The organism is Streptomyces polyasparticus (genome assembly GCF_014493765.1).
GTDB classification, from domain to species: domain Bacteria; phylum Actinomycetota; class Actinomycetes; order Streptomycetales; family Streptomycetaceae; genus Streptomyces; species Streptomyces polyasparticus.
In genome coordinates this window covers 429,914-455,652 of record NZ_JACTVJ010000010.1, presented here as the reverse complement: position 1 = coordinate 455,652, position 25,739 = coordinate 429,914, and the positions used below count along the sequence as shown (strand labels likewise).

Annotated in this window: 26 protein-coding genes; 14 read left to right on the top strand and 12 right to left on the bottom strand. The window is 70.4% G+C overall.

Features of this window, described 5'->3' with window-relative positions; all coding sequences use genetic code 11:
* Positions 1-53: 53 nt before the first annotated feature.
* The 4 genes from H9Y04_RS21560 to H9Y04_RS21545 form a co-directional block, all read right to left on the bottom strand.
* Positions 54-923 (bottom strand): carbohydrate ABC transporter permease, encoded by an 870-nt coding sequence (locus tag H9Y04_RS21560; protein ID WP_187815582.1) that lies wholly within the window; start codon positions 921-923, stop codon positions 54-56.
* Positions 916-1,845, bottom strand: a complete 930-nt coding sequence (locus H9Y04_RS47530; RefSeq protein ID WP_187815581.1) for a carbohydrate ABC transporter permease — start codon at positions 1,843-1,845, stop codon at positions 916-918. The genes H9Y04_RS21560 and H9Y04_RS47530 overlap by 8 nt, the downstream gene beginning before the upstream one ends.
* Before the next feature lie 38 nt (positions 1,846-1,883).
* Positions 1,884-3,227 (bottom strand): ABC transporter substrate-binding protein, encoded by a 1,344-nt coding sequence (locus tag H9Y04_RS21550; protein ID WP_187815580.1) that lies wholly within the window; start codon positions 3,225-3,227, stop codon positions 1,884-1,886.
* A 111-nt stretch (positions 3,228-3,338) separates the two neighbouring features.
* Positions 3,339-4,448, bottom strand: a complete 1,110-nt coding sequence (locus tag H9Y04_RS21545) for a substrate-binding domain-containing protein (RefSeq protein WP_236071146.1) — start codon at positions 4,446-4,448, stop codon at positions 3,339-3,341.
* Positions 4,449-4,737: 289 nt separating this feature from the next.
* On the opposite strand from H9Y04_RS21545, the gene H9Y04_RS21540 reads away from it, so the two are divergent.
* Complete coding sequence (locus tag H9Y04_RS21540; protein ID WP_214661406.1) at positions 4,738-5,829, top strand: mandelate racemase/muconate lactonizing enzyme family protein; 1,092 nt, start codon at positions 4,738-4,740, stop codon at positions 5,827-5,829.
* A 404-nt stretch (positions 5,830-6,233) separates the two neighbouring features.
* Here the strand turns inward: H9Y04_RS21540 and H9Y04_RS21535 are convergent, their stop codons facing one another.
* Positions 6,234-6,821, bottom strand: a complete 588-nt coding sequence (locus H9Y04_RS21535) for a TetR family transcriptional regulator (RefSeq protein WP_187815577.1) — start codon at positions 6,819-6,821, stop codon at positions 6,234-6,236.
* Positions 6,822-6,885: 64 nt separating this feature from the next.
* Here H9Y04_RS21535 and H9Y04_RS21530 point away from each other — a divergent pair, with 64 nt between their 5' ends.
* The 4 genes from H9Y04_RS21530 to H9Y04_RS21515 all read left to right on the top strand — a co-directional run bounded on the left by H9Y04_RS21530 (position 6,886) and on the right by H9Y04_RS21515 (position 10,672).
* Positions 6,886-7,380 (top strand): SRPBCC family protein, encoded by a 495-nt coding sequence (locus H9Y04_RS21530; protein WP_187815576.1) that lies wholly within the window; start codon positions 6,886-6,888, stop codon positions 7,378-7,380.
* Between the two features lie 115 nt (positions 7,381-7,495).
* The gene (locus H9Y04_RS21525; RefSeq protein ID WP_187815575.1) at positions 7,496-8,173 is read left to right on the top strand and encodes a VOC family protein; all 678 of its coding nucleotides are present in this window, start codon (positions 7,496-7,498) and stop codon (positions 8,171-8,173) included.
* A 72-nt stretch (positions 8,174-8,245) separates the two neighbouring features.
* The gene (locus H9Y04_RS21520; protein ID WP_187815574.1) at positions 8,246-9,661 is read left to right on the top strand and encodes a NarK family nitrate/nitrite MFS transporter; all 1,416 of its coding nucleotides are present in this window, start codon (positions 8,246-8,248) and stop codon (positions 9,659-9,661) included.
* Positions 9,662-9,733: 72 nt separating this feature from the next.
* Positions 9,734-10,672 carry a TIGR01777 family oxidoreductase gene (locus H9Y04_RS21515; RefSeq protein WP_187815573.1) on the top strand — a complete coding sequence of 313 codons (939 nt, stop codon included), beginning with the start codon at positions 9,734-9,736 and terminating at the stop codon, positions 10,670-10,672.
* 39 nt (positions 10,673-10,711) lie between these two features.
* On the opposite strand, the gene H9Y04_RS21510 is transcribed toward H9Y04_RS21515, so the two are convergent.
* A complete protein-coding gene (locus H9Y04_RS21510) occupies positions 10,712-11,680 on the bottom strand; it encodes an AraC-like ligand-binding domain-containing protein (RefSeq protein ID WP_187815572.1) in 969 nt (322 codons plus the stop codon).
* A 189-nt stretch (positions 11,681-11,869) separates the two neighbouring features.
* Here H9Y04_RS21510 and H9Y04_RS21505 point away from each other — a divergent pair, with 189 nt between their 5' ends.
* A complete protein-coding gene (locus H9Y04_RS21505; protein ID WP_187815571.1) occupies positions 11,870-12,358 on the top strand; it encodes a peptidoglycan-binding domain-containing protein in 489 nt (162 codons plus the stop codon).
* A 60-nt stretch (positions 12,359-12,418) separates the two neighbouring features.
* Here the strand turns inward: H9Y04_RS21505 and H9Y04_RS21500 are convergent, their stop codons facing one another.
* On the bottom strand, positions 12,419-13,009 hold the full coding sequence (locus tag H9Y04_RS21500) for an ATP-binding protein (protein ID WP_187815570.1): 591 nt from the start codon (positions 13,007-13,009) through the stop codon (positions 12,419-12,421).
* A gap of 222 nt (positions 13,010-13,231) precedes the next feature.
* On the opposite strand from H9Y04_RS21500, the gene H9Y04_RS21495 reads away from it, so the two are divergent.
* The 3 genes from H9Y04_RS21495 (at position 13,232) to H9Y04_RS21485 (ending at position 14,943) form a co-directional block, all read left to right on the top strand.
* Complete coding sequence (locus H9Y04_RS21495) at positions 13,232-13,444, top strand: DUF397 domain-containing protein (protein WP_236071142.1); 213 nt, start codon at positions 13,232-13,234, stop codon at positions 13,442-13,444.
* Between the two features lie 77 nt (positions 13,445-13,521).
* Positions 13,522-14,139: a histidine phosphatase family protein gene (locus H9Y04_RS21490; protein WP_187815568.1), complete on the top strand. Its 618-nt coding sequence runs from the start codon at positions 13,522-13,524 to the stop codon at positions 14,137-14,139.
* A 15-nt stretch (positions 14,140-14,154) separates the two neighbouring features.
* Positions 14,155-14,943 (top strand): endo alpha-1,4 polygalactosaminidase, encoded by a 789-nt coding sequence (locus tag H9Y04_RS21485; protein ID WP_187815567.1) that lies wholly within the window; start codon positions 14,155-14,157, stop codon positions 14,941-14,943.
* A gap of 8 nt (positions 14,944-14,951) precedes the next feature.
* On the opposite strand, the gene H9Y04_RS21480 is transcribed toward H9Y04_RS21485, so the two are convergent.
* Positions 14,952-16,514, bottom strand: coding sequence for a class I adenylate-forming enzyme family protein (locus H9Y04_RS21480; protein WP_187815566.1), 1,563 nt, complete (start codon positions 16,512-16,514; stop codon positions 14,952-14,954).
* 271 nt (positions 16,515-16,785) lie between these two features.
* On the opposite strand from H9Y04_RS21480, the gene H9Y04_RS21475 reads away from it, so the two are divergent.
* Positions 16,786-17,712 carry a D-alanyl-D-alanine carboxypeptidase family protein gene (locus H9Y04_RS21475; protein ID WP_187815565.1) on the top strand — a complete coding sequence of 309 codons (927 nt, stop codon included), beginning with the start codon at positions 16,786-16,788 and terminating at the stop codon, positions 17,710-17,712.
* A 59-nt stretch (positions 17,713-17,771) separates the two neighbouring features.
* Here H9Y04_RS21475 and H9Y04_RS21470 read toward each other — a convergent pair whose 3' ends face one another.
* A complete protein-coding gene (locus H9Y04_RS21470; RefSeq protein ID WP_187815564.1) occupies positions 17,772-18,308 on the bottom strand; it encodes a hypothetical protein in 537 nt (178 codons plus the stop codon).
* Positions 18,309-18,636: 328 nt separating this feature from the next.
* Here H9Y04_RS21470 and tdh point away from each other — a divergent pair, with 328 nt between their 5' ends.
* Genes tdh through H9Y04_RS21455 form a run of 3 tightly spaced genes read left to right on the top strand, consistent with a single transcriptional unit; the run spans position 18,637 to position 21,851 of the window.
* Positions 18,637-19,665, top strand: a complete 1,029-nt coding sequence (gene tdh / locus H9Y04_RS21465; protein WP_187815563.1) for an L-threonine 3-dehydrogenase — start codon at positions 18,637-18,639, stop codon at positions 19,663-19,665.
* 41 nt (positions 19,666-19,706) lie between these two features.
* Positions 19,707-20,915 (top strand): glycine C-acetyltransferase, encoded by a 1,209-nt coding sequence (locus tag H9Y04_RS21460; protein WP_187815562.1) that lies wholly within the window; start codon positions 19,707-19,709, stop codon positions 20,913-20,915.
* A 21-nt stretch (positions 20,916-20,936) separates the two neighbouring features.
* On the top strand, positions 20,937-21,851 hold the full coding sequence (locus tag H9Y04_RS21455; RefSeq protein ID WP_187815561.1) for a LysR family transcriptional regulator: 915 nt from the start codon (positions 20,937-20,939) through the stop codon (positions 21,849-21,851).
* A gap of 4 nt (positions 21,852-21,855) precedes the next feature.
* Here the strand turns inward: H9Y04_RS21455 and H9Y04_RS21450 are convergent, their stop codons facing one another.
* The 3 genes from H9Y04_RS21450 to H9Y04_RS21440 all read right to left on the bottom strand — a co-directional run bounded on the left by H9Y04_RS21450 (position 21,856) and on the right by H9Y04_RS21440 (position 24,567).
* Entirely contained in the window at positions 21,856-22,323 is a 468-nt protein-coding gene (locus H9Y04_RS21450) for a hypothetical protein (protein WP_187815560.1), read from the bottom strand.
* Positions 22,324-22,436: 113 nt separating this feature from the next.
* Positions 22,437-23,573 carry an oxygenase MpaB family protein gene (locus H9Y04_RS21445; protein WP_187815559.1) on the bottom strand — a complete coding sequence of 379 codons (1,137 nt, stop codon included), beginning with the start codon at positions 23,571-23,573 and terminating at the stop codon, positions 22,437-22,439.
* Between the two features lie 49 nt (positions 23,574-23,622).
* Positions 23,623-24,567, bottom strand: coding sequence for a nucleoside hydrolase (locus tag H9Y04_RS21440; RefSeq protein WP_187815558.1), 945 nt, complete (start codon positions 24,565-24,567; stop codon positions 23,623-23,625).
* A 548-nt stretch (positions 24,568-25,115) separates the two neighbouring features.
* Between H9Y04_RS21440 and H9Y04_RS47785 the strand changes: the two genes are divergently transcribed.
* The gene (locus tag H9Y04_RS47785) at positions 25,116-25,724 is read left to right on the top strand and encodes a GNAT family N-acetyltransferase (protein WP_308801058.1); all 609 of its coding nucleotides are present in this window, start codon (positions 25,116-25,118) and stop codon (positions 25,722-25,724) included.
* Positions 25,725-25,739 lie beyond the last annotated feature (15 nt).

Below are 25,739 nucleotides of genomic sequence, written 5' to 3'. Positions count from 1 at the left end.
TGACGGGGCTGCCGGTTGCCCGGGTTGCTCAGCGGGCGCGGGCCGGCGGTGCCTCACCCCTTGACCCCGGCCGACATCGCACCGCGTACGAAATAGCGCTGTGCGACGACGAAGAGGACGAGGATCGGCACGAGCGACATCAGGGCGGCGGCGGTCACCAGCTGGTCGTTGCCGACGAACTGGCCCCGCAGGCCCATCACGCCCAGCGGCAGCGTCAGCTTTTCCGGGGAGGTCAGATACACCGTCGGTTCGAGCACGGCGCCCCAGGAGGCCATGAAGGTGAACACGCTCAGGGTCGCCAACGCCGGTTTGACCAGCGGCAGATGGATACGGGTGAAGATCCGCCAGGGTCCTGCGCCGTCGAGCGTGGCCGCCTCCTGGAAGTCCGGCGGGATCGCCAGGAACGACTGCCGCATCAGGAAGATCCCGAACGGCGTGGCCAGCCAGAACGGCAGGATCAGCGGCAGGAAGGTGTCCAGCCAGCCGAACTCCCGGAACATCAGGAACGACGGGATGATCGTGACCACGGTGGGCAGCATCAGCGTGCCCAGGGCCGCGGTCAGGAGCGCCCCGCGTGCGGGCAGCCGCATCCGGGCCAGGGCGTGCCCGACCATCGCGCTGCTCAGCACATTGCCGACGGTCGCCGCGACGGCGATGACGAGGCTGTTGAGTGCGTAGCGGCCGAAGGGCACCCGGTCCCACACCTCGGTGTAGTTGGACCACTGCGGCGGATCCGGCAGCACGACCGGTGGTACCTGGATGTACTGGGCGTGCGATTTCAGCGAGTTGAACAGTGCGGCGAAGAACGGCAGCACCATCAGGAGCGCGCCGGCCCCGACGAACAGATAGGCGGCGATCCTGCCGTACCGGACCCGTGGACGGGGCCGGGCGGCGAGGGGACGTGCGAGGACGGTCTCAGGCATAGTGCACCCACCGCTTCTGCAGGCGCAGTTGGACCAGGGTGAGCAGCAGGATCACCGCGAACAGCACCCAGGCGATCGCCGCCGCGTATCCCATGTGGAAGTACTCGAAGCCCTGCCGGTACATGTAGAGGACGGTCAGTTCGCTGGCGTCGCCCGGGCCGCCGCCGGTCATCACGAAGACCTGCTCGAAGGCCTGCAGGGTGGTGATGGTGGACAGGACCAGGACGAGGAACGTGGTGCCGGAGACACCCGGCACGGTGATGTGCCGGAACCTCCCCCAGGCGCCCGCCCCGTCGACCCGGGCGGCCTCGTAGCGTTCCTGCGGGATGGCCTGCAGGGCCGCGAGGAACAGCACCATCATGTAGCCGGCGCCCTTCCACACCGCGATCAGCGCCAGCGTCGGGATCACGAGGACCGGGCTGTCCAGCCAGTTCAGCGGGTCGATGGCGAACCAGCCGAGGACCGCATTGGCGCTGCCGAGGCGGGGATTGAACACGGCGTCGGCGACGTAGGCCATCACGACCCAGGAGGACACGACGGGCACGAAGTACGCGCCGCGAAGCAGCGGCATGGCCCGCAGCTTCTGGTTCAGGCCGACCGCGAGGGCCAGCGCGAGGACGGTCTGCAGCGGTACGAAGATCAGGGCGAAGTAGCCGGTGTTCAGTAGGCTCGTCCAGAACGCCTCGTCCCTGAGGAGGCGGGTGTAGTTGTCGAGTCCGGTCCAGCGTGGTGAGGAGACGGTGTCGTAGTCGGTGAAGCCGAGATAGGCCAGGGCGAGGACCGGCCACGCGGTCAGGAGTACCAGGTGGGCCAGATACGGGGTGGCGAACAGCAGCGCCCAGCGGCGTTCGACGCGCCGCGCGGTGCGCTTCGCTCCGCCCGGGCGACTCGGTTTCGGCGGGTGCACCTTGGGTGGATCCACCGCCGCACGCCCACGTCGTGAAGCGGTGGTGACCGGCGTCATCCGGCGGGCCGGAAACGGTCGATGGCGCTCTGCGCGTCGCTCTGTCCCGTCTTGAGCGCGTCGGGGACGGAGGACTCCTTGGACAGCGCGGCCGTGACGGCCTCGCTGATCGCTGCGGTGTATTCGCTCCACACCGGGTTGAGTCCCAGGTCGTCGGCGCTCGCAAGGGAGTCCAGGAACACCTTGCGGTCCGCGGGCGGGGTCTTGGGGCTGAGGAACGCGGGCGTCCGCGTCACCTTCGTGTTGATCGGGATCGCCTCGCCGATATCGGTCCAGGCGGCCTGCGGCTTCTCTCCGGAGAAGTACTCGATCCACTTCCAGGCGGCGTCGGCGCGGGCGCCGGGAGCGGCCCGGTTGATCACCCAGGCGTTGATGTTGGCGAGATCGCCGCGTTCACCCGTGGGCCCCTTGGGCAGAGGTGCGACCCCGAAGTCGACCTTGCCCTGGTTCGCGGTCTGGATCCGGGCGTAGATGCCGAACTGCATCGCCACCACGCTGCTGGGAAACAGGGACTGGGACTTGCCGAGCGCCTCGGTGGTCACCGGGTCGGGGGCGACCTTCTCCTCGTACATCGTCCTGAGCATCCAGTCGAAGGCCTGGCGGCTCTGCGGACTGTCGATCGCGACCTTGCCGTCCTCGCCGAGCACCTCACCGCCGAACGCCTTGACCATCGGCCACCAGCTCTCGACGAAGCTCGGCGAGTAGGAACGGAAGCCGTAGACGTCCGGCTTACCGTCGCTATTGGTGTCCTTGGTCAGCTTCCGGGCCGCGGCGAGCAGATCGTCGTACGTCCAGTCGGCGGTCGGCTCCTCGACCCCGGCCTCGGCGAACAGCTTCTTGTTGTAGAACAGCGCGGTGGACTGGGCGCCTTGGGGGAATCCGAAGAGGCGCCCCTTCGGGTCGCCCTTCTTGATGAGGTCGACGCCGAGGTAGTCGTCGGGGTTCAGCTTCGCCGCGTACGCGCTGAGGTCGCGCAGACTGCCGCGACCCGCGAACTCCTGGACGAGCACGCCGTCCGACAGCCATACGTCCGGGGCCTTGCGGCCCGCGAGCTGGGTGCGCAGGCGGGTGTGGAACTTGTCGTAGTCGGCCGACTCGATCTTCACGCGAATCGTCGGGTTGGCCTTCTCGAACTCCTTCACCAGCTTGCGCATGGTGCCGTCGGCCGGGCCGCCGGCCTCCGCGTAGTAGCCGAGGGTGATGGTCGTCCTGCCGTCGCCGCCGGCGCCGGACTCGCCGCAGGCGGTCGCGGTGAGCGCCATGGTCAGCGCGACGGATATCGCCGCCGATCTCCTGAGGACTGTCCTGCGTGCGGGCATGGCTGTGCTGCGGATGGGCATGGCTGATGAGCCTCTCTGCTCAGGAAACTCCGGGACGGGTGGGCGACCCGGTGAGGAAGGGGTGCGGTCCCGTGACGGACCGCGCGGGCGGCCGGTGCGCGCCCGGTCGCGTCAGGTACTCGCGGTGACGGCGCGCACCCGGCGGTCCGTTCCGGCGAAGTTGCCGGACCCGCCGCACGACTCCCGTACGACCAGGCGGGGTTGGAGTTCCAGACGCCGGGCCGGGACGTCCGGTCCCTGGGTGATGCGCCGCAGCAGGAACTCCGCGGCCGATGCGCCGATATCGCTCTTGGGCGGCGCCACCGCGGTCAGTGCGGGGTCACCGAACTCCGCGATGTCGTCGTCGTACGCAACGACCGCGAGGTCCTGCGGCACCCGCAGACCGAGCCGCCGTGCGTGGCCGAGCAGCATGGCCGCGTCCCGGTCGCCGTGGCAGAACACTCCGGTGACGCCGCGGTCGCGGCATACGGCCGCGTAGTCGTGGATCTCCTCGCTGCTCCACTCCACACGCTGGACGCTCGCCTCCGGCACCGCCTCCAACCCGAGGGATGCGGTGGCGAGTTCGTATGCTTCGGTGATCAGTGCGGAGGTGCCGGTGCGCCGCCGGCCCACGTAACCGATCCGGGTGTGGCCGAGCGAGGCGAGATGCCGCATCGCCGCGAAGACGCCACCCGCGTGGTGGGTGACCACGTACGAGGTGGGGTCGTCCGGTGCGGGCCGGGGCGGGCGGCGCTCGACCAGGACGTAGGGGACGGGCAGCCGGTGCAGTGCGTCCACATGCACCTGCGGATCGTCCGTCAGATTCAGATTGGGTACGAGGATCAGGCCGTCGACGCCGTTGTCGAGCAGGCGCCGGGTCTGCTCCTGTTCCAGGGCGAGCCGGTTCTCGGAGCTGGCGAGGATGACGCCGGCACCGGCGGCGGTCGCCGCCCGTTCGATCCCCTCGATGACCCGCGGGTAGTAGTACGAGGTCGAGGGGACCAGCACGCCGAGCAGCCGTCGCCGCGGGGTGGGCGGCAGGCCGGCCACATAGGTGCCCGAGCCCTGCCGCCGCACGACGATCCCCTCGTCCACGAGCAGGCCCACGGCACGGCGCACGGTGTTGAGGCCCACGGCGTACGTGCCCGCGAGCTCCGGCTCCGTCGGGAGCTTGGTGCCGATGGACCAGCGTTCGTCGGAGATCCGCCGGCGAAGGGCCTCCGCGACGAGGTCAGATTTCATTCCCTTGGAGAATGAATTCTGTTCACTGCTTGCTGTCATGGCCGGGATGATGCCTGAGTCATTTCCTGGTCGTCAATGCTTGCCGCTCAATTCCTTTCATGGTTCTCTGCCTTCAGACACCGCCTCTGACCTGCCAAAACAGGGAATGAATTCCTTCCCTCTCCGAGGAGGATTGTTGACCTCCACAGCCAAGCCAAAAGGGACTTTGCAGGGTCTCGTCATCGAAAGCATCGAGTGTTTCGTACTGCCTCTTCCCACCCTGCGGGACTTTGTCATCTCCGGTGGGGTCGTGACCCGCCGCGGCGGCACCCACCCACGCGTCCTGGTCCGGATCGCCTCGGGCGGCGAGGTCGGCTGGGGCGAGGCGACGCCGGCTCCTACCTGGACGTACGAGACGGTCGAGAGCATCGTGTCGACGATCGAGCGGTATCTGGGCCCTCCGCTGCTGAACCGGCCGGTGTGGGACATCGCCGGCGCCCACCGGATCTTCGACCGGGCGATCAACCCCGGCTACACCACCGGCACTCCCCTGGCCAAGGCCGCGCTCGACCTTGCGCTGCACGATCTCGTGGGACGGCTTCTGGGCCTGTCCGTCGGCGAGTTGTGGGGTCAGCGGCAGATCGACCGGGTGCCGCTGGCGTGGATCGTCTCCGGCGATCCACCCGCCGCGGCCGACGAGGTGGCGGAGGGACTGGACGCCGGATACGGGGCGTTCAAGATCAAGGTCGGTACGGCGCCGCTCGACGAGGACGTCCGCCGGGTCGAGGCCGTCCGGTCGGCGGCGCCCACCGCGCCGCTGTGGGTGGACGCCAACCAGGGCTACACCGTGAACCAGGCCCTGCAGCTGTCGCGCCGGCTGGAGCCCTACGACATCGACCTGCTCGAACAGCCGCTGCGGGCCAACGACCCGCTGGGCCTGCGCCGGCTGCGTGAACGCAGCGAGATCCCCATCGCGCTGGACGAGAGCCTGGTCCACCCCAGCGATCTGGCCGCCTTCGTCCATCTGCAGGCGCTGGACATCGCTGTGGCCAAGGTCCAGCGCACCTCGGGGCTGCACCTCTCCCGCCGGTTGTGCGCCCTGGCCCAGGACTGCGGAATCGGTCTCGCGGGCTCCGGCCTCACGGACTCCGACCTGGGGCTGGCCGCGTCCTTGCACCTGTTCGCCGCGTTCGGCATGGACCGGCCCGCCGACCTCAACGGCCGCCAGTTCGTGCGGTCCACGTATGTCGCGGGCTCGGGGGTGGAGGTACGCGACGGCCTCGCGAACGTGCCTTCAGGACCGGGCCTCGGTGTGGAGGTGGACGAGGAGGCGGTACGCGGCCAGGCGGTCCACCCGTTCGACGGCCTCCTGCGCAGACGCCTTACGGCGGCGGGTTGCTAGTGCTCCAGCCGCACTTGGGACGCCTCTCCCCCTCGTCATCGTCATCCAGCGACTCGTACCAACGTGGCCGGCGTCAAGGATGCGGGTAATCATGCAGGTGGCCAGCTCCGGTTCGGTCGCGACCCGGGCTCCTCGTCCAGCCCGGCGGCCCGGCAGCGATCGGAGTCGGAAGCCCAGGAGCGCGATACGCACAGTGCCCTGTCCACCGCCGCACGCCTGCACCGACCGGCGTACACCATCGCCAACTGCCGTACATGACACCGGGGTTCACACCCTTACCCGAAAGGTCCCCCGGACTTGGCAACCCGCCACCGCCGTCAAGCCGAGCTCCACAGAGCGGCGTCACCTTGCGCCAGGATCACGATCCACGGCTGGAGTACCAGCAGCCGCCCGCTTGACGCGGCTCACGCCACCGCCAGGAGCGCCGCCGTGCACTCCTCCGCGAGATCCTCCGCATGCGGCGGCAGCGGCTGACCGGCCCGCAGATGGCGGCGGACCACGGACAGGGGAAGGTCGATCAGGGCCAGGGTGATCCGCTCGTGGTCCCGTGCGTTCGTCGCGCCGAGGGCTTCGGCGAGCGAGGTGAGTGAGGCGAACACGCGCCCGTTGCCCAGGTCCGCGCGCTCTTTGTGTTCCTCGGACCAGTCGGCGCGGCCGAACTCTTCGGCGCCGTACAGCAGAAGCGCGGCCTCCTGGGGATGGGCGCGGCTCCATGAGACGACATGACGGGCGGCCGCAACGGCGGCCCGTGGCGGTTCGGGCGCGCTGTCGAGCGCGGCGAAGTACCCCTCCTGGAAGCGCTCCACGGTACGCAGCCACACCTCGGCCAGCAGCGCCGTACGACCGGGAAAGCGGTGGTACATGGACCCGCTCGGCGCCCCGATCGCCTGGGCGACGGCGGACATGGTCACGCCTGCCGGCCCTGCGCTCGCGGCCAGCCGGACGGCCGCGTCGAGGATCTGGTCGGTGTCGAAGCGGGGTGGTCTCGCCATGAATCAGAGAGTACCCTCCAGATTATTAGAGACGACTCTCTAATAATCGGGAAGGGGAGGACGCATGGGTGTCCACAACGTGCATGAGCGCCTGCTGGCCGCCAAGGAGAGCGAGGTGGGGGCGCTCGTCGACAGCCTGTCCGCGGGCGCGGCGGACCGGCTCTGGCCCCACCCGGCATGGCCCCCGATGGAGTTCGACCGCCCGCTGGCGGTCGGCGCGAAGGGCGGCCACGGCCCGGTCCGCTACACGGTCACCTCGTATGTGCCCGGCACCTGGATCCGGTTCGCCTTCAGCGGGCCGCGCGGCTTCCGCGGCTTCCACGAGTTCACGGTGCTGCCGGTCGACGAGGAGCGCACCGTCCTGCGGCACACCCTGGCCATGAACCCCCGCGGCCCGGCCCGCCTGAGCTGGCCGTTGGCCTTCCGCCGGCTGCACGACGCCTGCGTGGAGGACGGCCTGGACCGCGCCGAACTCGCCTGTACGGGCACGGTGGCCCGCCCGGCCCGCTGGACCGCGTATGTACGACTGCTGCGCGCGGTGGCACGCAAGCTCCATTAGCCGGGGACACGCAAACTCCATCGGCCGGCGGCCGGTCCGGATCGCGGTCCGGCCGGCGAGACGGTTCCGCACGGAGCCTCCCGTACGGCCGGGAACTGCTGACAGGATGCTCGGCATGCAGCCTGTGCCGACTCCCGACGTCCTTGCCGCCATCGCCGACGACCTGGGCGACTGGCGGGTTCTCGCCCAGCCGCTCGCCGCCCGCTATGCGACCGAGGAACGGGATCCGACGGTCGCGGCCGCCTTCGTCTCCGCCGTCGCGCAGGTGGCCATGACCGCCGGCCACCAGGTGCCGGAGATCCGTCTCGCACAGGGCACGGTCGACCTGTTCCTGTACACCGTCGCCCCGGACGGCGGTCGCTGGATCATGCCGAAGGACCTCGAACTGGCCCGGATCGTCTCGGGACTCGCCGCCAAGTTCCAGCTGCGCGCGGCACCGTCCGACCTCACGCAGGTCGAACTTGCCCTCGACTCGGCCGACCACGCCACGACCGGCCCGTTCTGGGCGGCACTCCTCACGGGCGACGCGGGCAGCACCGTGCACGACTCGGTCTTCGATCCGCTGAACCGGCTGCCGACCATGTGGTTCCAGCAGACGCAGCCGCACGAGACACCCCGTCAGCGCTGGCACCTGGACGTCTGGCTGGCACCTGAGGTCATCGACGAGCGCATCGCGGCGGCCGTGGCCACGGGCGGCACGGTGGTGGACGCCTCCGGGGCCCCCGCGTACACGGTCCTTGCGGATCCGGAGGGCAACAAGGCCTGCGTGGCCTGCGCCACCGGGCGCTCCTGACCGCACCGGCCGGGTCACCCGTTCGGCCGACACCACAGATCACGGGGACAAACCCGCTCATACCTTGAAGGAATGAGCACCCCGAGCCCCGGCCAGGTCATCGAGGCCGACACATACAAGCCCGGCTCCACGATCAGCGACTGGCGTCCCGAGGACACCGGCTTCTGGGCGTCGACCGGGCGCAAGGTGGCCAATCGCAACCTCTGGATCTCGATCCCGGCGCTGATGCTGGGCTTCGTCGTCTGGCAGGTCTGGTCGGTGACCGTGGTCAAGCTCAATGACGTGGGATTCGGCTTCTCGAAGTCGCAGCTGTTCTGGCTGACCGCCATCCCCGGCATCACCGGCGGTACGTTCCGCATCCTGTACACCTTCATCGGGCCGATCTTCGGCGAGCGGAAGTTCACCGCCTTCTCGACGCTCATCCTGGTCGCCCCGATGCTGTGGCTCGGCTTCGCCCTGCAGGACACGGGCACCCCGTACTGGGAGCTCGCCCTGATCGCCGCGGTTTGCGGTATCGGTGGCGCCAACTTCGCCTCCTCGATGGCGAACATCGGCTTCTTCTTCCCCAAGAAGGAGAAGGGCTCCGCCAACGGCCTCAACGGCGGGCTCGGCAACCTCGGCGTCTCCATCGTGCAGCTGGTGGCCCCGCTGGTGATCACCGCCGCGGTGCTGGGCGCCCCGGCCGGCGGACCGCAGCACGACAGCGTCAAGAACAAGGACGTGTGGCTGCAGAACGGTGCGTTCCTGTGGGTGCCGCTCCTGGTGATCATGGCCCTGATGGCCTGGTTCCTGATGAACGACCTCAAGGTCGCCGCCGCGCCCTTCAGCCAGCAGAAGATCATCTTCAAGCGCAAGCACAACTGGCTGATGACCTGGCTCTACGTCGGCACCTTCGGCTCCTTCATCGGCTTCGCCGCGGGCCTGCCGCTGCTCATCAAGGACAACTTCCAGGCGCAGGGCTACCAGGCCACCACGTACGCCTGGATCGGCCCCGCGATCGGCGCCCTCACCCGCTGGCTCGGCGGCTCGCTCTCCGACAAGGTCGGCGGCGCCCGCGTCACCATGCTGTCCTTCGTCGGCATGGCGGCCTCCCTCGTCGTGGTGATCTTCGCGCTGCCGCACAGCGGCGACCAGGGCAACTTCTGGACCTTCTACATCGGCTTCCTCTGCGCGTTCTTCTTCTCCGGCATCGGCAACGGCTCGACGTTCCGCCAGATCCCGGTGATCTTCCGCGACTGGCACAGCAAGGGCGCCGAGGGCAAGGGTCCGGACGCGCAGGCCGCGGCGCTCAAGCAGTCCGAGATGGAGGCCGGCGCGGTCACCGGCTTCTCCTCGGCGATCGCCGCGTACGGCTTCTTCTTCATCCCGGCGATGTTCGCCAACTTCCCGGTGACCAGCGCCCTGTGGTGCTTCATCGGGTTCTACGCGACGTGCCTGGTGGTGTGCTGGTGGTTCTACGCACGCAAGGGCGCCGAGGCCCCCAGCTGACCGAAGCCCCCGGACGTTTTTGAACATGTTCAACACCTCGGTTAGGCTCAGGCCGACACCGAGGGGGTTTTCATGAGGGTGGTCATTCCCGGCGGGACCGGGCAGGTCGGCGCCATGCTGCGGCGGGGGTTCGAGGCGGCGGGCCATGAGGTGGTCGTGCTCAGCAGGCGGCCCGGCGGGCCGGACGAGGTGGCCTGGGACGGGCGCACCCTCGGACCGTGGGCGAAGGAGATCGACGGCAGCGATGTCGTGATCAACCTGGCGGGCCGGAGCGTCAGCTGCCGCTACACCGAGGCCAATCTGCGAGCGATGATGGACTCCCGGGTGGATTCGGCTCGGGTGGTGGGCGAAGCGATCGCGGCCGCCGGACGGCCGCCGCGGGTCTGGCTGCAGATGAGCACCGCGACGGTCTACGCCCACCGCTTCGACGCCCCCAACGACGAGGCGGACGGCATCATCGGGGGCCACGAGGACGGTGTGCCGGACTACTGGGCGTACAGCGTCGAGATCGCCCAGCGGTGGGAGCAGGCACAGCAGGAGGCCGCGACCCCGCACACGCGGAAGGTCGCGCTGCGCGCCGCGATGGTGATGAGCCCGGACCGGGGCGGCGTGTTCTCGGTCCTGTCGCGGATGGTCCGGCTCGGCCTCGGCGGGCCGGTCGCCGGCGGGCGGCAGTACGTCTCGTGGATCCACGAACGGGACTTCGTGCGCGCGGTGGAGTTCCTCATCGGACGCGAGGACCTCGAGGGTCCGGTCAATCTGGCCGCGCCCACCCCGCTCCCTCAGCGGGATTTCATGCGGGAGCTGCGCACCGTCCGGCGGATGCCGGTCGGGCTGCCCGCGACCAAGGCGATGGCGGAGCTCGGCGCTTTCGTCCTGCGCTCGGACACCGAACTGCTGCTCAAGAGCCGACGGGTGACGCCCGGCAGGCTGCTCGACGCCGGGTTCATGTTCCAACACCCCGAGTGGGGGGCGGCAGCGGCGGAGCTCGCCGGGCGGAAGAGCTGCTGAGCGGGCCGTACGGGACAGTCGTACCGCAAGGCGGGTCCGTCACGGACGGGAGCGGGGATGGTTCTCCTCGCGCCATGCCCGCGGGGAGATGCCGTAGACCCTCTTGAACGACTTGCTGAAATGGGTCGCATCCATGAAACCCCAGCTGCGCCCCACCGCAGCGATGGTCCGCAGCCGCCCGTTCGGTCCGGCCAGCTCGCGTCGGCATGCGGCGAGGCGGTGGGTACGGATCCAGTCCCCGAGGCTGATGCCCGAACGGGACAGCACCGCGTAGAGGTGCCGTACGGAGATGTCGTGTGCGGCGGCGATGCGCGCCGCCGACAGGTCGGGATCGGCCAGGTGCCTGCGGAGGTACTCGGTGATCCGCAGGCCGAGCGTCGCGTCCAGTGGCGCCGCGGCCAGGCCGGAGTGGCCGTGCTGGGTGGCCAGGAGGGCGCGCAGGAGCTCGACGCTGGGTGTCACGGCGGCGTCGCCCTGCGCGGCCTCGTGCAACCGGTCGCTGACGGCCAGTTGGGAGAAGTAGGTGAAGGCGAGGCCCGCGAGCGGGTTGCCGGCTCCCAGGGCGACGGTGCCGGTGTCGCGCAGCAGCCGGTCGGGAAGCGCGAGGAGCGCGCGGGGGAATCGCAGGAAGTGGTGGTCGACCCCCTCGTCGAAGAGCAGGGTGTACGGGGAGATCGATTCGTAGACGGCCAGTTCGCCCGGCTTCAGCACGCACTCACGGCCGTTCTGCACCACCAGGCTGGTGCCCGTCATCTGGAGGCCGAGGAAGACGGCCGGCTCCTCGTCCTGCCGGGCGAGGCGCTGCGTCCGGTGGACGGTGACCGCGGACGCTCGCGCCGAGCAGAACTTGAGCGGCCCTACGGCGCCGAGCCCGATGCGGACGGAGATGCCGTCGGCGGGCGGGCCGTGGTCGATGTCGACGGCCACCAGGGAATCCCACACCGCATTGCGGACCACTTCCTCACGGTCGCGGGGCGGTATGAACGCGGTGTCCAGGACCGGACCCATGACGCGAACCTCCTTTCACCGCATGCGGCTTCGCCGGGCGCGCGTGGCTCTTGCCGCCTGCCGCGGCGCCGAGTCGAAGCCGTGCACCCTCGGCCAAGTTCTGTGCACGGACGGCCAAGTCCGCGGCCGACGCCGAGCCTAGGGTCCGTGGTCGAGGTCAGTGAAGCATCCCGAGGAGTTGGACCGATCATGAGTTCGCGCAAGCTCGCGTCAAGCCTTCTTTCCGTGTCCATGCTGTCCGCCTGCGTCGTCGTCCTGACACCGGCGCAGGCAGCCGCCGCCACCCCCAAGTGCACCCGCCAGGTCCAGATGAAGCCGAGGGCCGGCTACTCGTACTACATGCTCATCCCGAAGTCGGCCACCACCGTCAACTGCTACATGAACCGGGGGACGCAGAACACGGGCGTCACCGCTCTCCAGACAGCGCTCGCCTACTGCTACAACGTCCAAAAGGGGATCTCCGGCGGGAAGTTCGGCCCCGGAGACATCGACGGCATCTACGGACGCGACACCGAACTCGCGGTGGAGCACCTGCAGCTACAGCTCTTCCCGCAGGAGTCCAGCAAGCAGGACGGGATCTACGGACCCGTGACCGCGGCCAGCATGAAGTTCCCGTGGCACAACCCGACCAGCGACCGGATCATGGACACGTGCACGCGGCGGGACGGCAGCAGCTGACCCGGACGGTCCACCGCTATGGGGCCACGCGGCCCCTGAACGCCGACGGACCCCCGGAGTTCAGTCGCCCAAGGGCGCCGGCTCCGGGGGTCCCTCGACTCCCCAGGAAGGATCGGCAAGCACCAACTGCGGTATGGCGCTGCCGGTGAAGACCTCTATCTGTACGAGCAGCGGATCCAGGGTGGCCATGACCGCGGCCGCCGAACGGCGGCCCGCCTCCGGACCGGAGAACGCGGCCCAGACCGCCTTGCCGTCCGGCCCGGGCGCCGTCCAGCCCCAGGCGTCCGCGACGGTGTCGACCCGGCGCAGTCCGCGTGCCGCGGTGCGGCGCGGAAGCGTTTCGGCGGGGTCGAAGACCGCGCACACCACATCGCTGCCGGATCTCAGCAGGCACAGCACGACCGGGCAGGGATAGGCACCTGCTCCGTCCGCCTCGACCGCATGCGCGAAGGCGTTGGCGACCAGCTCGGCGGTCACCGGCAGGACTCGGGGCGCCAGGGCCCTGCAACCCCAGCGCTCCAGCGTCGTGAGCACGAACTCCCAGGCCACCTGCTCACTGTCCGCCGCGCTCTCCAGGAGCTGGCTGGCCGTGCCCGCCGTCGCCGCCCCCCAGGGGTCGAGCAGCGCGGTCGGGTCCGCGGTCGTGGTCACCAGGCCTCCCGGAACGGATGAAGCGACATCAGGGCAACGGCTGCCGGATGACATCCTGATGGTGTGAACTGACGGCTGCAAGCACATCTGCAAGTGCAGCCGTACACACGTCTGCAAGTACGCCGCCACGCAAGGGCGTTCGCGGGCGCCAGTGCAGGCAGGGGACAGGGGGAACGCTCGATGGGCCCGCAGCACCGCTCGAAATTGGAATGTGACAACGGCATGTCCGCTGCTCGGATCCCGGGTGCCCACTGGCGAAAGAGCGGCCGGAGCAACCCGAACGGCGAATGCGTAGAACTCACGGATCTGCCCGACGGCCGGGTCGCCGTGCGCAATTCCCGCTTCCCCTCAGGTCCCGCTCTCGTCTATACGAAGGCGGAGATCGCCGCATTCATCCAGGGGGCCAAGGACGGGGAGTTCGACGATCTGGCCTAGACAGGCCGGAACCGCGAGCCGGGAATGATCGTCCTCCCCCGTACCCAATGGATCTTGCACACGGGGGCACCGCACCGATGACAGCAACCCGCTATCTCTACGTGACCCGGCACGGCGAGGCGACGCCCGACGAGAGCGCGCTCACCGATGCGGGCCGCGCCCAGGCCCGCGCGCTGGGCCGACGGCTGCGCGAGAAGCCGCTGTCGGTGATCCACCACGGTCCCCTGCCGCGGGCCGCCGAAACCGCGCGGCTCATCCACGAACAGCTCGACGGCGGCGAACTCCGCTCCTCGCAGGAAGCCGGTGACTACCTCCCGTACGTACCGAAGCGCGAGGAACTGCCCGCCGAGTCCGCCGACCGGTATCTGTCCTGGATGGCACAGTTCCCGGCGGCCGAGCGCGAGGACGGGCCCGGGCTCGCGGAGCGCGCACTCGCCGCGTTCACCGGTCCGGTCGAGGGCGACGAGGACCGCCACGAGCTGGTCGTGACACACAACTTCCTGGCGGGCTGGCTGGTCCGGCACGCCTTGGACGCCCCCGACTGGCGCTGGCTCGGCCTCGCCCACGCCAACGCGGGGCTCACCGTGATCCGTTATGCCCCGGATCGCCCGGCGCATCTGCTCTGCTACAACGACACCCGTCATCTGTCGGCGGAACTCCGCTGGACGGGGCTGCCGGCGGAGCTGCACATCTGACACCGAGGACCGCACGTGCGCCGTACGACCATCGCCCTGCTGCTGCTCGCCCTGACCGCCTGCTCCTCCGGCTCCGGCCGGCCGGATGTCGGGCTGCCGGAGCCCGACGCGGTCTTCGACTACCAGCTGGGCGGCCCGTACGAGCCGGAGGAGAAGGTACGGGCGGTCGCACGCGACCGCACCGCGAAGCCGGCGGCCGGGCGCTACAACGTCTGCTACGTCAACGCCTTCCAGACCCAGCCGGGTGACGCGATCTCCTGGTGGAAGAAGCACCACGGCGACCTGCTGCTGCGCAAGGACGGCGCGTTGGTGATCGACGAGGACTGGGACGAGGCGCTGCTCGACATCTCCACCGCGGACAAGCGCGAGGACGTGCTGCGGATCGTCGGGCCGTGGCTGGACGGCTGTGCACGGGACGGTTACGACGCGGTCGAGGCCGACAATCTCGACTCCTACAGCCGCTCCGACGGACTTCTGGACGCCGAGGACGCGGCGCAGTTCGCGCGGCTGCTCGCCGGGCGGGCGCACGAGCAGGGGCTGGCGATGGGGCAGAAGAACACCACGGATCTGCTGCCGCGCCACGAGGAGATCGGGTTCGATTTCGCGGTCGTGGAGGAGTGTGCCGCGTACGACGAGTGCGGGCCCTTCCTCGACGCGTACGACGGCAGGGTCTTCGCGGTCGAGTACCAGGAGGAGGCCTTCGAGCGCGGCTGCCGCCGCTGGGGCGGCGAACTGTCCCTGACGCTGCGCGACCTGGACGTACGGCCGCGCGGCGCCAAAGGGTATGTGTTCCGCACCTGTTGAAGCGGGGCCTAATCCCGCACCTGCGCCCGCAGCGCCTTCCGGTCCAGCTTCCCGACGCTCGTGACCGGGAGGCGGTCCAGGATGCGGATCTCCCGCGGGTACTTGTGCGCGGCGAGCTGCTCCTTCCCGTACGTCAGCAACTCCTCGCTCCCGCACGGCTGTCCAGGATGCAGGGCGACGAAGGCGACGACCTCCTCGCCGAGGCGCGCGTCCGGCCGGCCCACCACCCCGGCGGCGGCCACCGCCGGGTGGTTGAGCAAGGCGTCCTCGACGTCGCGCGGGAAGACGTTGAAGCCGCCGCGCAGGATGAGGTCCTTCTTGCGGTCGACGAGGTACAGGAAGCCGTCCTCGTCGAAACGGCCGATGTCGCCGGTGTGCAGCCAACCGCCCTCCAGGGCCTGCGCGGTGAGCTCGGGCGCGTTCCAGTAGCCGGCCATGACACCTTGCGCACGCACGCAGATCTCGCCCTCGGATCCCGGCGGCAGCGGCTGGTCCTTGTCGTCGCGTATCTCGATCTCGTATCCCGGCAGGGCCGTGCCCACCGATCCCGGGCGGTTGCTGCCGGGGCGTGAGGTGGCGATGACCGAGCCGGACTCCGTACAGCCGTATCCCTCCAGGATCTCGCTGCTCGGTACGGCGCGCTGCCAGGCGGCCCGGGTGTCGGCGGCGAGCGGTGCGGCGCCGCTGGAGATGTAGCGCATCTCCGACAGGTCGGCCTCGGCCAGCGGCTGTCCGAGGAGCATCTGGATCATGCTGGGGACGAGCGTCGTGCGCTGGATGCGGTGTTCCACAGCGAGTTCCAGCCACTGCGCCGGGTCGAACCAGCGCTGCAGCACGGCCAGTTGGGGCTCCACCGCATGCCAGCCGATCAGCGTGACGATCAGTCCGTACGCGTGGGAGAGCGGCAGCGGCATCAAGGTGCGGTTGATGCCGTCGGTCAGCCCCTCCACGCGGGACGCGGTGTACGAGGCGGCCGAGCACGCGTGGAGATTGCGATGGCTGAGCATGACGCCCTTGGCCCGGCCGGTGGTGCCGCCCGTGTACATCAGCGCCGCCAGATCGGTCCCGCCGCGCGACACGATGGCGCCGGGGTCGGCGGCTTCCAGGTCCGCGTACGGGGTGATCGTGACGGACGGCGGCAACTCGGGGGAACCCGGCGGGAGTTCGTCGACCACGACGACCCGCTCCAGGCCGGGCGCCTGGGGTGCGGCCGCGGCGACCGAGGCCATCAGGTCGGCCGTGGTCACCAGGACGCGGGCGCCCGAGTCGGTCAGGATGTGCGCCAGTTCCACCGGGCTCACCAGGAACATGACTGGGGTGACCACCGCTCCGGCCCGCCAGATCGCCTGATACGTGATGCCCACCTCGGGGCAGTTGGCCATCAGCACGGCCACGCGATCGCCGGGCTGCACTCCGAGCCCGGCGAATCCCGCGCCGACCCGGGTGGCCCGTCGGTACAGGTCGCCCGAGCGGTGGCGCCGGCCGTCATAGATCAGCGACTCGTGGTCCCCCAGCCTTTCGTACGCGGATTCGGCGAGCCTTGCGAGATGGTCGGCCTGGTCGAGCGGCATCGGGGCACCTGCCTTGTCGTGGGCGGCGTGCAGGAAGGGCCGGGCACGAGCGGTTGGCGGGAGTATGGCGCCGGGGTGGGGCCGCGGCAATAGGTGCGGCATGCACTGACCGAAGGAGGTCGGGGCTCGGCGGCCACACCCCGGGGCGGCCGGCCCCGGAGACAGCAGCCACCGCGGCAGGATCGGCGGCAACACGCCCGGGCCGCGCCCGGGAACCTCCGGTCGGACCACTCCGACTGCGCCCGATGATCATCACGCCTACGTTGACTGAATGAGCGTCAGATTCCGTTTCAGGCCCGCCCTTTGCGCCGCCCTCGCCTTCGTGGCGGCCCTCACGCCCGTGCTGCCCGCAGGCGCCGAGCCGACGTCCGCGGCCCAGGGCCCGCCACGGCTCCCCCGCCATCTCTCGGCGCGCGCCTGGGTGGTCGCGGACGCGGACACCGGTCAGGTGCTCGCCGCCCACCGGCCGCATCAGCGGCTCGCGCCCGCCAGCACCCTCAAGACCCTGTTCGCGCTCACGGTGCTGCCCCGCTTCGACAGCCGTATGCGCCACCGGGTCACGTCCAGGGATCTGGCGGGGATCGGTTCGGGCAGCAGCCGCGTGGGGCTCCGGATCGGCGGGACGTACCGTGTCGAGGATCTGTGGCGCGGCACCTTCCTCAAGTCCGGCAACGACGCGGTACGGGTGCTCGCCCGGATGAACGGCGGCTGGTGGCACACCGCCCGCCAGATGAACGCGAAGTCCCGGGCGCTCGGCGCCCGCAACACCCACGTGGTCTCCCCCGACGGGTACGACGCGCGCGGGCAGTTCTCCTCCGCGTACGACCTGACGCTGTTCGGCCGCGAGGGGCTGCGCAACCGGGAGTTCGCCTACTACGCCCGCAGCGCGTACGGATACTTCCCGACCCCGCGCGGCTGGGTGCGCATCGACAACACCAACCGGTTGCTCGCCGGGTCACACGGAGTGCGGCGCTATCCGGGCATCATCGGCATCAAGAACGGCTACACCACCAAGGGCGGCAACACCCTGGTCGCGGCCGCCCGTCGCGGCGGCCGGACCATCATCGTGACGGTGCTCAACCCGCAGTCCGGCGCGCGCAATGGCGTCTACCACGAGGCCAGGGCCCTGCTCGACTGGGGCTTCGCCGCCCGCGGACGGGTCGGGCCCGCGGGGTGGCTGCCGAAGCCGAGCGGCTGAGAGCCTGCTTCCGAACCCCCGTCGGGGCGCGGTCGGGGGGTCGGAAACAGGCTCTGAGGTCACACGCGTCCGTCACCTCGGCGGCGCGCCCAGTACAGCGAGGCGCCGAGCGCGCCGGCCACCAGCGCGCCGCCGAGACCGAGCTGGATCAGGTCGGACTGGTCGAAGGTGCCGCCCGAGCCGGCCTTGACGCCCTTGTGGATGGGCGGCTGGGTGCCGTGGTGGGTGGGCTTGGGCCAGATCGTGCCGCCGTCGTCGGCGATCTTCAGCGTGACCTTCTTGGTCTGGGTCTTGCAGGTGAAGGTGACTTCGTATTCGGCGGCCGGCTTCGCGTCGTCGAAGACCCAGGCGGTCGCCGACTTCCCCTCGTTCAGGTCGACCGTGTCGAAGATCGCGGCGTCCGCCTTGACGGACGGCTCCTGACAGCCGGACGAGGTGAGCGTCACCGTGCCGCCCGGCTTCACCGTGGTCGGCGAGACGGACACCTGCCAGCCCCAGTTCCCCCAGTCGTCCGCGGCCGCCGCCGGTGTCGCGCACAGTGCGAGCACCGAGCCGCCCGCGAGGATCGCCGCCGCCGTCCGACGCCTCGGTCGCACCGCGCGCATCAGAACCACTCCCGTCCTTTACGTACCTGTTTGCACCTTCTGTCGCGACCCTAGGGGCAAGGCACTGCGCGCACCGCTCGGGCAGGCCCGGACGACGTAGGCATGCGCCCAGTTGACGGTCCGTCGGGCCGGACCCGTACCGGGGCGAGGGCTTGTCCCGTACGGAGCCGGGGCCTGTCGCGGACGCGACTCGAACCCGCTTGCGCCAGATGAAGCACTCCTGCGGGTTGGCTTAAGAAATCGTTGATGGACTCCACCCCCGCCGCGGGGCAGATTGATGAGTGGCTCGGCATGATCACGAACTCAGGAGGCTCCCCCGGTGAAGGCACTCGTCAAGGACAAGGCGGAGCCCGGACTGTGGATGCGGGAGGTGCCCGAGCCGGAGATCGGCCACGGCGAGGTCCTCATCAAGGTGCTTCGCACCGGCATCTGCGGCACGGACCTGCACATCCGCAACTGGGACGGGTGGGCGCAGCAGACCATCAGGACCCCGCTCGTCGTCGGGCATGAGTTCGTCGGCGAGGTCGTGCGGACGGGCCGCGACGTCGAGGACATCAACGTCGGCGACCGCGTGAGCGGCGAGGGCCACCTGGTGTGCGGCAAGTGCCGCAACTGCCTGGCAGGCCGCCGCCACCTGTGCCGCGCGACGGTCGGTCTCGGTGTCGGCCGTGACGGCGCGTTCGCCGAGTACGTGGCCCTCCCCGCCTCCAACGTGTGGGTGCACCGCGTGCCCGTCGACCTCGACATCGCCGCGATCTTCGACCCGTTCGGCAACGCCGTGCACACCGCGCTGTCCTTCCCGCTCGTCGGCGAGGACGTGCTCATCACCGGCGCCGGCCCGATCGGCCTGATGGCCGCCGCCGTCGCCCGGCACGCCGGCGCCCGCAACGTCGTGGTCACCGACGTCAGCGAGGAGCGCCTGGAGCTCGCCCGCAAGATCGGCGTGAGCCTCGCGCTCAACGTCGCCGAGTCCACCATCGCCGACGGCCAGCAGACGCTCGGCCTGCGCGAGGGCTTCGACGTCGGTCTGGAGATGTCCGGCAACCCGCGCGCGATGCGCGACATGGTCGCCAACATGACCCACGGCGGCAAGATCGCGATGCTCGGTCTGCCGGCCGAGGAGTTCGCGGTCGACTGGGCGCGGATCGTCACCTCGATGATCACCATCAAGGGCATCTACGGCCGCGAGATGTTCGAGACCTGGTACGCGATGTCGGTCCTCCTGGAGCGCGGGCTCGACCTCGCCCCGGTGATCACCGGCCGCTACTCGCACAACGACTTCGAGGCGGCCTTCGACGACGCGGCGTCCGGCCGCGGCGGCAAGGTCATCCTCGACTGGACCGCCTGACCCGCCTTCGCCCCCGTCCGGCTCTCTTGAAGGAACCCCTCATGTTCGACTCCGTACGCGCAGATCTCCAGCAGACCCTCGACGAGATCGAGGCGGCGGGCCTGCACAAGCCCGAGCGCGTGATCGGCACCCCCCAGTCCGCCACGGTCGACGTCACCGCCGGTGGCCGCCCGGGCGAGGTCCTGAACTTCTGCGCGAACAACTACCTCGGCCTCGCCGACCACCCCGAGGTCATCGCCGCCGCCCACGAGGCGCTGGACCGCTGGGGCTACGGCATGGCCTCGGTGCGCTTCATCTGCGGTACGCAGGAGGTGCACAAGGAGCTCGAGGCGCGGCTTTCCTCGTTCCTCGGCCAGGAGGACACGATCCTCTACTCCTCCTGCTTCGACGCCAACGGCGGCGTGTTCGAGACGGTGCTCGGCCCCGAGGACGCGGTGATCTCCGACGCCCTCAACCACGCCTCGATCATCGACGGCATCCGGCTGTGCAAGGCCAAGCGCTTCCGCTACGCCAACCGCGACATGGCCGACCTGGAGCACCAGCTCAAGGAGGCCGCGGCGGCCGGCGCGCGGCGCAAGCTGATCGTCACCGACGGCGTGTTCTCGATGGACGGCTACGTCGCCCCGCTGCGCAAGATCTGCGACCTGGCCGAGCAGTACAACGCGATGGTCATGGTCGACGACTCGCACGCGGTCGGTTTCGTGGGCGCGGGCGGCCGCGGTACGCCCGAGCTGCACGGCGTCATGGACCGCGTCGACATCATCACGGGCACGCTCGGCAAGGCGCTCGGCGGCGCCTCGGGCGGTTACGTGGCCGCGCGCGCCGAGATCGTGGCGCTGCTCCGCCAGCGCTCGCGCCCGTATCTCTTCTCGAACTCCCTCGCCCCGGTGATCGCCGCCGCGTCCCTGAAGGTCCTGGACCTCCTGGAGTCCGCCGGTGACCTGCGCGAGCAGCTGAACGCGAACACGGCGCTGTTCCGCTCGCGGATGACCGAGGAGGGCTTCGAGATCCTGCCCGGCGACCACGCGATCGCGCCGGTCATGATCGGTGACGCGGCGAAGGCGGCGCGCATGGCGGAGCTGCTCCTGGAGCGCGGCGTGTACGTCATCGGCTTCTCCTACCCGGTCGTTCCGCAGGGTGCGGCGCGTATCCGCGTGCAGCTCTCGGCGGCGCACTCGACCGCGGATGTGCACCGCGCGGTGGACGCGTTCGTCGACGCCCGCGCGGCCCTGGCGGAATCCGCGCGGTAATTCCTTGGCAGAATCGGCGGTGTGATCGACGCACGCCGGCTCCGCACGCTGCAGGCCGTGGCAGACCACCAGACGGTGACTGCCGCGGCCGCGGCGCTCTATCTGACCCCTTCCGCCGTCTCCCAGCAGATCGCCGCGCTGGAGCAGGAGTTGGGGCACAAGGTCCTGGAACGGGACAAACGGGGCATGCGTGTGACCGGCGTGGGCCAGATCCTGCTGCGCCACGCCAGCCAGGTCCTCGCCGAGCTGGAGCGGGCGGAGGCCGAGGTCGCCGCGTACACCTCGGGTGACGCGGGCGAGGTCACCGTCGCTTCCTTCGCGACCGGTATCGCCGTCGTCCTCGCCCCCGCGATCACGGATCTCACCGGCGCCCATCCCGGGCTGCGGATCCAGGTCCGCGACGCGGAGGGCGACGAGAGTCTGCCGATGGTGCTCGACGGGCGCGCGGACGTCGCGGTGGCGGTCGAGTACCGGGGCGCGCCGAACGCGGACGACCGGCTGACCCGTATCCCGCTGTACGCCGAACCCTTCGACGCGGTGCTTCCGCTCGGCCACCGGCTCGCGGCCACCGAGACGGTGTCGGTGGCGGCCCTCGCCGACGAGCCATGGATCGGCCCGTACCCCGGCAACCCCTGCCACGACGTGATGCTGCTCGCCTGCGAATACGCCGGCTTCGCGCCGCGCCTGGAACACTCCTCGGACGACTTCCGCGCGGTGATCGCCCTCGCCGCGGCGGGCGCGGGCGTGGCCCTCGTACCGCGCTCGGCCCTGCGCGACACGGACCTCTCGCATACGGCGGTACGCCCGGTCGACGACGTGGTCGCCACCCGCCGGGTCTTCGCGGCGGTCCGCCGGGGCGCGGAGGAACATCCGCTGCTGCGTCCAGTGCTCGATGCGCTGCAGCGCGCGGCGGGGGCCATTCCGCCCAGCGGCTGAGGCGCTATGGCCTGCGGATGCGGTCGATGGCCCGCAGAATCTCCTCGCGATTGCCCGCCTTGATCGCCCAGCGGGGCAGCCTCGCGACAACGGTCACCTTCGCGCCCGTGTCGTACCAGGGTGCGCGCTCCCGCAAGGTGGCGGCCACGAAGTCCCGTATCACCGTGAGGTGTTCACGGTTGTACGCCCACAGGTCACCGTGCCGGGTCCGGGCTCGCAGCCACAGCGGTTCCCCGAACCACGGGTCGGCAGCCACCCCGCGCCTGAACGCGAGTACGTTGCCCTGCGTGGTGTGCGCGAAGCCGCAGTGCGCGCACGTGAGGCGCCGCGGCGCCCAGCTCCGGCCGTCCGGACCTGCGCGCGCGATCCGGGCCGGGCCCGAACAGCCCGGGCAGCACACCAGAACCTCGCCCATCAGGTAGTGGTAGGGCTTCGTCCGCGGATCGCGGAAGCGGTGCGAAGGCAGGTTCATCGCGCCAGTATCCGGCGGCCGGCCATCCGTGGCACCGGGTTTTCCGCCGCCCGGCCTGGACGTCCGGTCGAGCGATCCCTCGCCCTCGACCTCGCCTTGAGGGTCGCCTGCGCTCAGATCAGATTCGCCTCGTACGTCGTCGGCGTGTCCGGAGCCGCCAGGATGTCGTCGATCGCGGCGCGGTGGTTGCGCTGGAGGGCCGCCCACTCCTCGGGGAGCTGCCGCGCGAGGCGGCGGCTTTCGGCTGTCCCGAGGATCAACACCGGGAGCAGTGGGGTGAGTTCGCTGGGGGCGATGCCCAGGGCGTCCGCCCGTTCGTCGCCCTGGATGAGGCGGGCGAACGCGCGGATCAGGGAGCCGGTGAGCTGCGGGTCGCCGAAGACGGGGGCGAGCTGCTGGACGGCGGCGCCTTGGAGGGCCTCCAGGAAGGGCTGCGTATCGGGGTCCGGGCCGTCCTCCGTCATCGCGATCAGTTCGGCGAGCCGGGCGGCCTGGTCGTGGTCGGTGATGTCGCCGTAGAAGGTGTCGTCGATGCCGAGGAGGCGGCCCTGGTGGTGCCAGCGCCGGTAGACGTCGGTGAGCTCCTCGTCGGTGAAGTCGTAGCCCATGACGGCCAGCGCGCGGTACGAGACCAGGGTGAAGTCCAGCCAGGTGCGCACCAGCTCGACCTGGCTGATCGGGGCGCCCCAGACGTCCTCGTCCCAGCCCTGACCGCGCACCACGGCCCGCACCCGGGCGTGCAGCAGACGCACCATCACGGTGGCGACGTAGCCGCCGGCGCCACGCTCCAGGCCGCCCGGCAGGATCGCCTGGAGCAGCCACTTGCCCGTCTCGTCGAGGCGCCGCTTGGCCATGGAGGTGAGCCGGCCCGTGCGACGGAGCACCGCGGCGATGACCGGTGAGGTGTACGTGTTCACCAGGGCGCCCTGGCCCAGCGCGATGTTGTGCGCGAACGGCGGCACGGTGAGCGCCACGTACGCGCCGCGGTCGATGTCGTACGGGGACGACACCGACTCGACCTGGGCGAGGAGCGCGGTGATCGCCGGCGGTGGCGCGTCGAGACTGTCGAGGCCCTCGCGCAGGCCCGCGAGCAGGATCCGGCGCCCCGGCGCACCCAGGTCCGCGAGCTCGGCGACGACCGCGTCGGCGAGCGGATCACCGGTGCGCAGCGCCGCACCCAACTGCTCCGCCCACTCCGGGTACTTGAGCTTGATCTCAGCCGCGTCCCCGCGGCGCGAAGGCCAGGTCATGACGTAAGCCTCCAAGATGACGTGAGCGCGCCACAACGACGGGAATGAGTCATGCCTGATGGGCGCCGAGTGCCCACACGGCGCCCACGATCAGATCCCAGAATCGGCCCGCGTCGACCACGGTGGCGACGTCCGCGTTGGGTGCGCGGCCCGTGACCCCGTGCAGGTCGACGACCGTGGCGCCGCGGGTGTGCGTACCCGTGAGTTCGACGGCGACATTCGCCCGTACGAAGGTGACGAGGTCGGGGTCGACGAGATGGGCCACTGTCAGGGGGTCGTGCAGCGGGGCTCCGGGGAGGCCGAAGACCTCGCGGTAGCGGCCGGCGAAGAAGCCGAGCATCTCGGTGCAGATGTCCGCAAGCGGGGTGCCGAGCGCGGTGAAGCGGGCGATGACGTCCTCGGTGGCGAGCACCTGGTGGCTCGCGTTGAGACCGAGCATGGTCACGGGCAGGCCGCTGGTGAGGACGATGTCGGCGGCTTCGGGGTCGCAGTGGATGTTGAACTCGGCGGCGGGGGTGGTGTTGCCGCGGTCGGTGGAGCCGCCCATCAGGACGATCCGTTCGATACGGTCGGTCAGCTGCGGATACGCGAGAAGGAATGCGGCGATGTTGGTGAGCGGGCCGGTGGGCACCAGCGTGACGGGGCGCGGGTGGGCCAGGAGCGTGTCGCGGATCAGCGTGAGGGCGTCGCGACGGTCGAGGGGCACGGTCGGGTCCTTGAATCCCGGCCCGTCGAGCCCGGACTCCCCGTGGATCGACGCGGCCACCCGCACCGGACCGTGCAGCGGCCGGTCCCGGCCCGCCGCGATCGGCACCCCCTCGATCCCGGCGACCGTGCAGACGCGGCGGGCGTTGAGGGTGGTCTTCTCCAGCGTCTGATTGCCCGCGACCGTGGTGATCGCGAGCAGGTCGATCGTGGGGTGGGCGGCGGCGAGCAGGATGTTGAACGCGTCGTCGTGCCCCGGGTCGCAGTCCAGGATCACGGGAATGGCCATACGGGAGACCTCGCTGTGGTGGACGGCATCGGGGTCAGCGTGGCGGGAGCCGCGGGCGGGAGCAAGAGCGCCACCAGGGACGGCGCGCTCTCCCCTGCCTGCCCGGTAAGACCTCAACTCCCCGTCCATGCAGACTGTTTACAAAGGTGGACGCGGGTTGCTTACATGATCGGGCTCGTACGCCGGACCGTCCGGTGATCCGCCGAAGGGACCTGCCCGCATGGAGATACGCGCCGCCCGGCCGTCCGAGCTGCCGCACCTGGTGACCCGCATCGGAGAAGCCGAGCGCAACGCGTCGACCGCCGCCTACCTCACCGATCCGCTCGACAAGAAGTGCACCCGTGCCGAATGGTGTCTGGTCGCCGACGACGGCAGCGGCCGGCTCCACGCATCCGCCGTGCTGTGGACGGTGCCGGGCAACGAGACACCGATGGCGGTCGTCCTGCTGGAGGCTCCCTGGCAGGAGCAGGACCTCGAGACCGGGCGGCTCGTACTGACCGCGGCCCTCGATCTGGCCCGTTCCCTCGGCGCCGGCGAAACTGGAGCACGTGGTCGACTCCCCGGCCCAGCCTCCGCAGCACCAGTCGGATCCCGGGCGCAGGGCCGACCTGATGCGTCTGGCCGGTTTCGAGCACGCACGCGACGGTCGCCGCTTCCGGCGCTTCGCCGCGGGCGGCCTTCCTCCCGTTCAGGACGAGCTGACCTGGACCTCCCTGGAGGATGCCGGCCGCGAGCCGTTCGTCGACCTCCTGGCCGCCGCTCTCCCGACGAGCGCGGACGCCCGCCTGGCGGCGCTGGTCGGCGAACATGGCGACCGCGGTGCGGCGCAGCAGCTGCTCGCCGACATGGAGGCGCTCGCGTACGAACCGCGGTGGTGGGAGATCGGCCATGCGCCCGACGGCGGTCCGGCCGCGCTGAGCCTGCCCGCGCGCAACCCGTCCGTCGCGGTGATCGGCATGGTGGCCGTGTCCCCGGCGTACCGCGGCAGGGGCTATGCCGGCGCCGTGGTGGCCCGTGGCACCCGGGTGCTCCTGGACAGCGGCGCCCAGGAGATCCGTGGCGACTGCGACGCGGGGAACGTGGCCATGGTCAAGGCGTTCGAGCGCGCCGGTTACGAGAATTTCGCCGAGCGGCAGGAGTTCCTGCGGCGGCTGTGAGAAGGGTGACGCGCC

What these genes read in the sequence shown, in the direction of transcription:
- H9Y04_RS21535 (WP_187815577.1), bottom strand. Translation starts at nt 6,821, where the DNA reads ATGGCGAGACCACCCCGCTTCGACACCGACCAGATCCTCGACGCGGCC.
- H9Y04_RS21440 (WP_187815558.1), bottom strand. Translation starts at nt 24,567, where the DNA reads ATGGCCATTCCCGTGATCCTGGACTGCGACCCGGGGCACGACGACGCG.
- H9Y04_RS21490 (WP_187815568.1), top strand. Translation starts at nt 13,522, where the DNA reads ATGACAGCAACCCGCTATCTCTACGTGACCCGGCACGGCGAGGCGACG.
- H9Y04_RS21510 (WP_187815572.1), bottom strand. Translation starts at nt 11,680, where the DNA reads ATGGGTCCGGTCCTGGACACCGCGTTCATACCGCCCCGCGACCGTGAG.
- H9Y04_RS21480 (WP_187815566.1), bottom strand. Translation starts at nt 16,514, where the DNA reads ATGCCGCTCGACCAGGCCGACCATCTCGCAAGGCTCGCCGAATCCGCG.
- H9Y04_RS21520 (WP_187815574.1), top strand. Translation starts at nt 8,246, where the DNA reads ATGAGCACCCCGAGCCCCGGCCAGGTCATCGAGGCCGACACATACAAG.
- H9Y04_RS21515 (WP_187815573.1), top strand. Translation starts at nt 9,734, where the DNA reads ATGAGGGTGGTCATTCCCGGCGGGACCGGGCAGGTCGGCGCCATGCTG.
- H9Y04_RS21475 (WP_187815565.1), top strand. Translation starts at nt 16,786, where the DNA reads ATGAGCGTCAGATTCCGTTTCAGGCCCGCCCTTTGCGCCGCCCTCGCC.
- H9Y04_RS21495 (WP_236071142.1), top strand. Translation starts at nt 13,232, where the DNA reads ATGTCCGCTGCTCGGATCCCGGGTGCCCACTGGCGAAAGAGCGGCCGG.
- H9Y04_RS21450 (WP_187815560.1), bottom strand. Translation starts at nt 22,323, where the DNA reads ATGAACCTGCCTTCGCACCGCTTCCGCGATCCGCGGACGAAGCCCTAC.
- H9Y04_RS21545 (WP_236071146.1), bottom strand. Translation starts at nt 4,448, where the DNA reads ATGAAATCTGACCTCGTCGCGGAGGCCCTTCGCCGGCGGATCTCCGAC.
- H9Y04_RS21560 (WP_187815582.1), bottom strand. Translation starts at nt 923, where the DNA reads ATGCCTGAGACCGTCCTCGCACGTCCCCTCGCCGCCCGGCCCCGTCCA.
- H9Y04_RS21525 (WP_187815575.1), top strand. Translation starts at nt 7,496, where the DNA reads ATGCAGCCTGTGCCGACTCCCGACGTCCTTGCCGCCATCGCCGACGAC.
- H9Y04_RS21505 (WP_187815571.1), top strand. Translation starts at nt 11,870, where the DNA reads ATGAGTTCGCGCAAGCTCGCGTCAAGCCTTCTTTCCGTGTCCATGCTG.
- H9Y04_RS21460 (WP_187815562.1), top strand. Translation starts at nt 19,707, where the DNA reads ATGTTCGACTCCGTACGCGCAGATCTCCAGCAGACCCTCGACGAGATC.
- H9Y04_RS21445 (WP_187815559.1), bottom strand. Translation starts at nt 23,573, where the DNA reads ATGACCTGGCCTTCGCGCCGCGGGGACGCGGCTGAGATCAAGCTCAAG.
- H9Y04_RS21550 (WP_187815580.1), bottom strand. Translation starts at nt 3,227, where the DNA reads ATGCCCATCCGCAGCACAGCCATGCCCGCACGCAGGACAGTCCTCAGG.
- H9Y04_RS21530 (WP_187815576.1), top strand. Translation starts at nt 6,886, where the DNA reads ATGGGTGTCCACAACGTGCATGAGCGCCTGCTGGCCGCCAAGGAGAGC.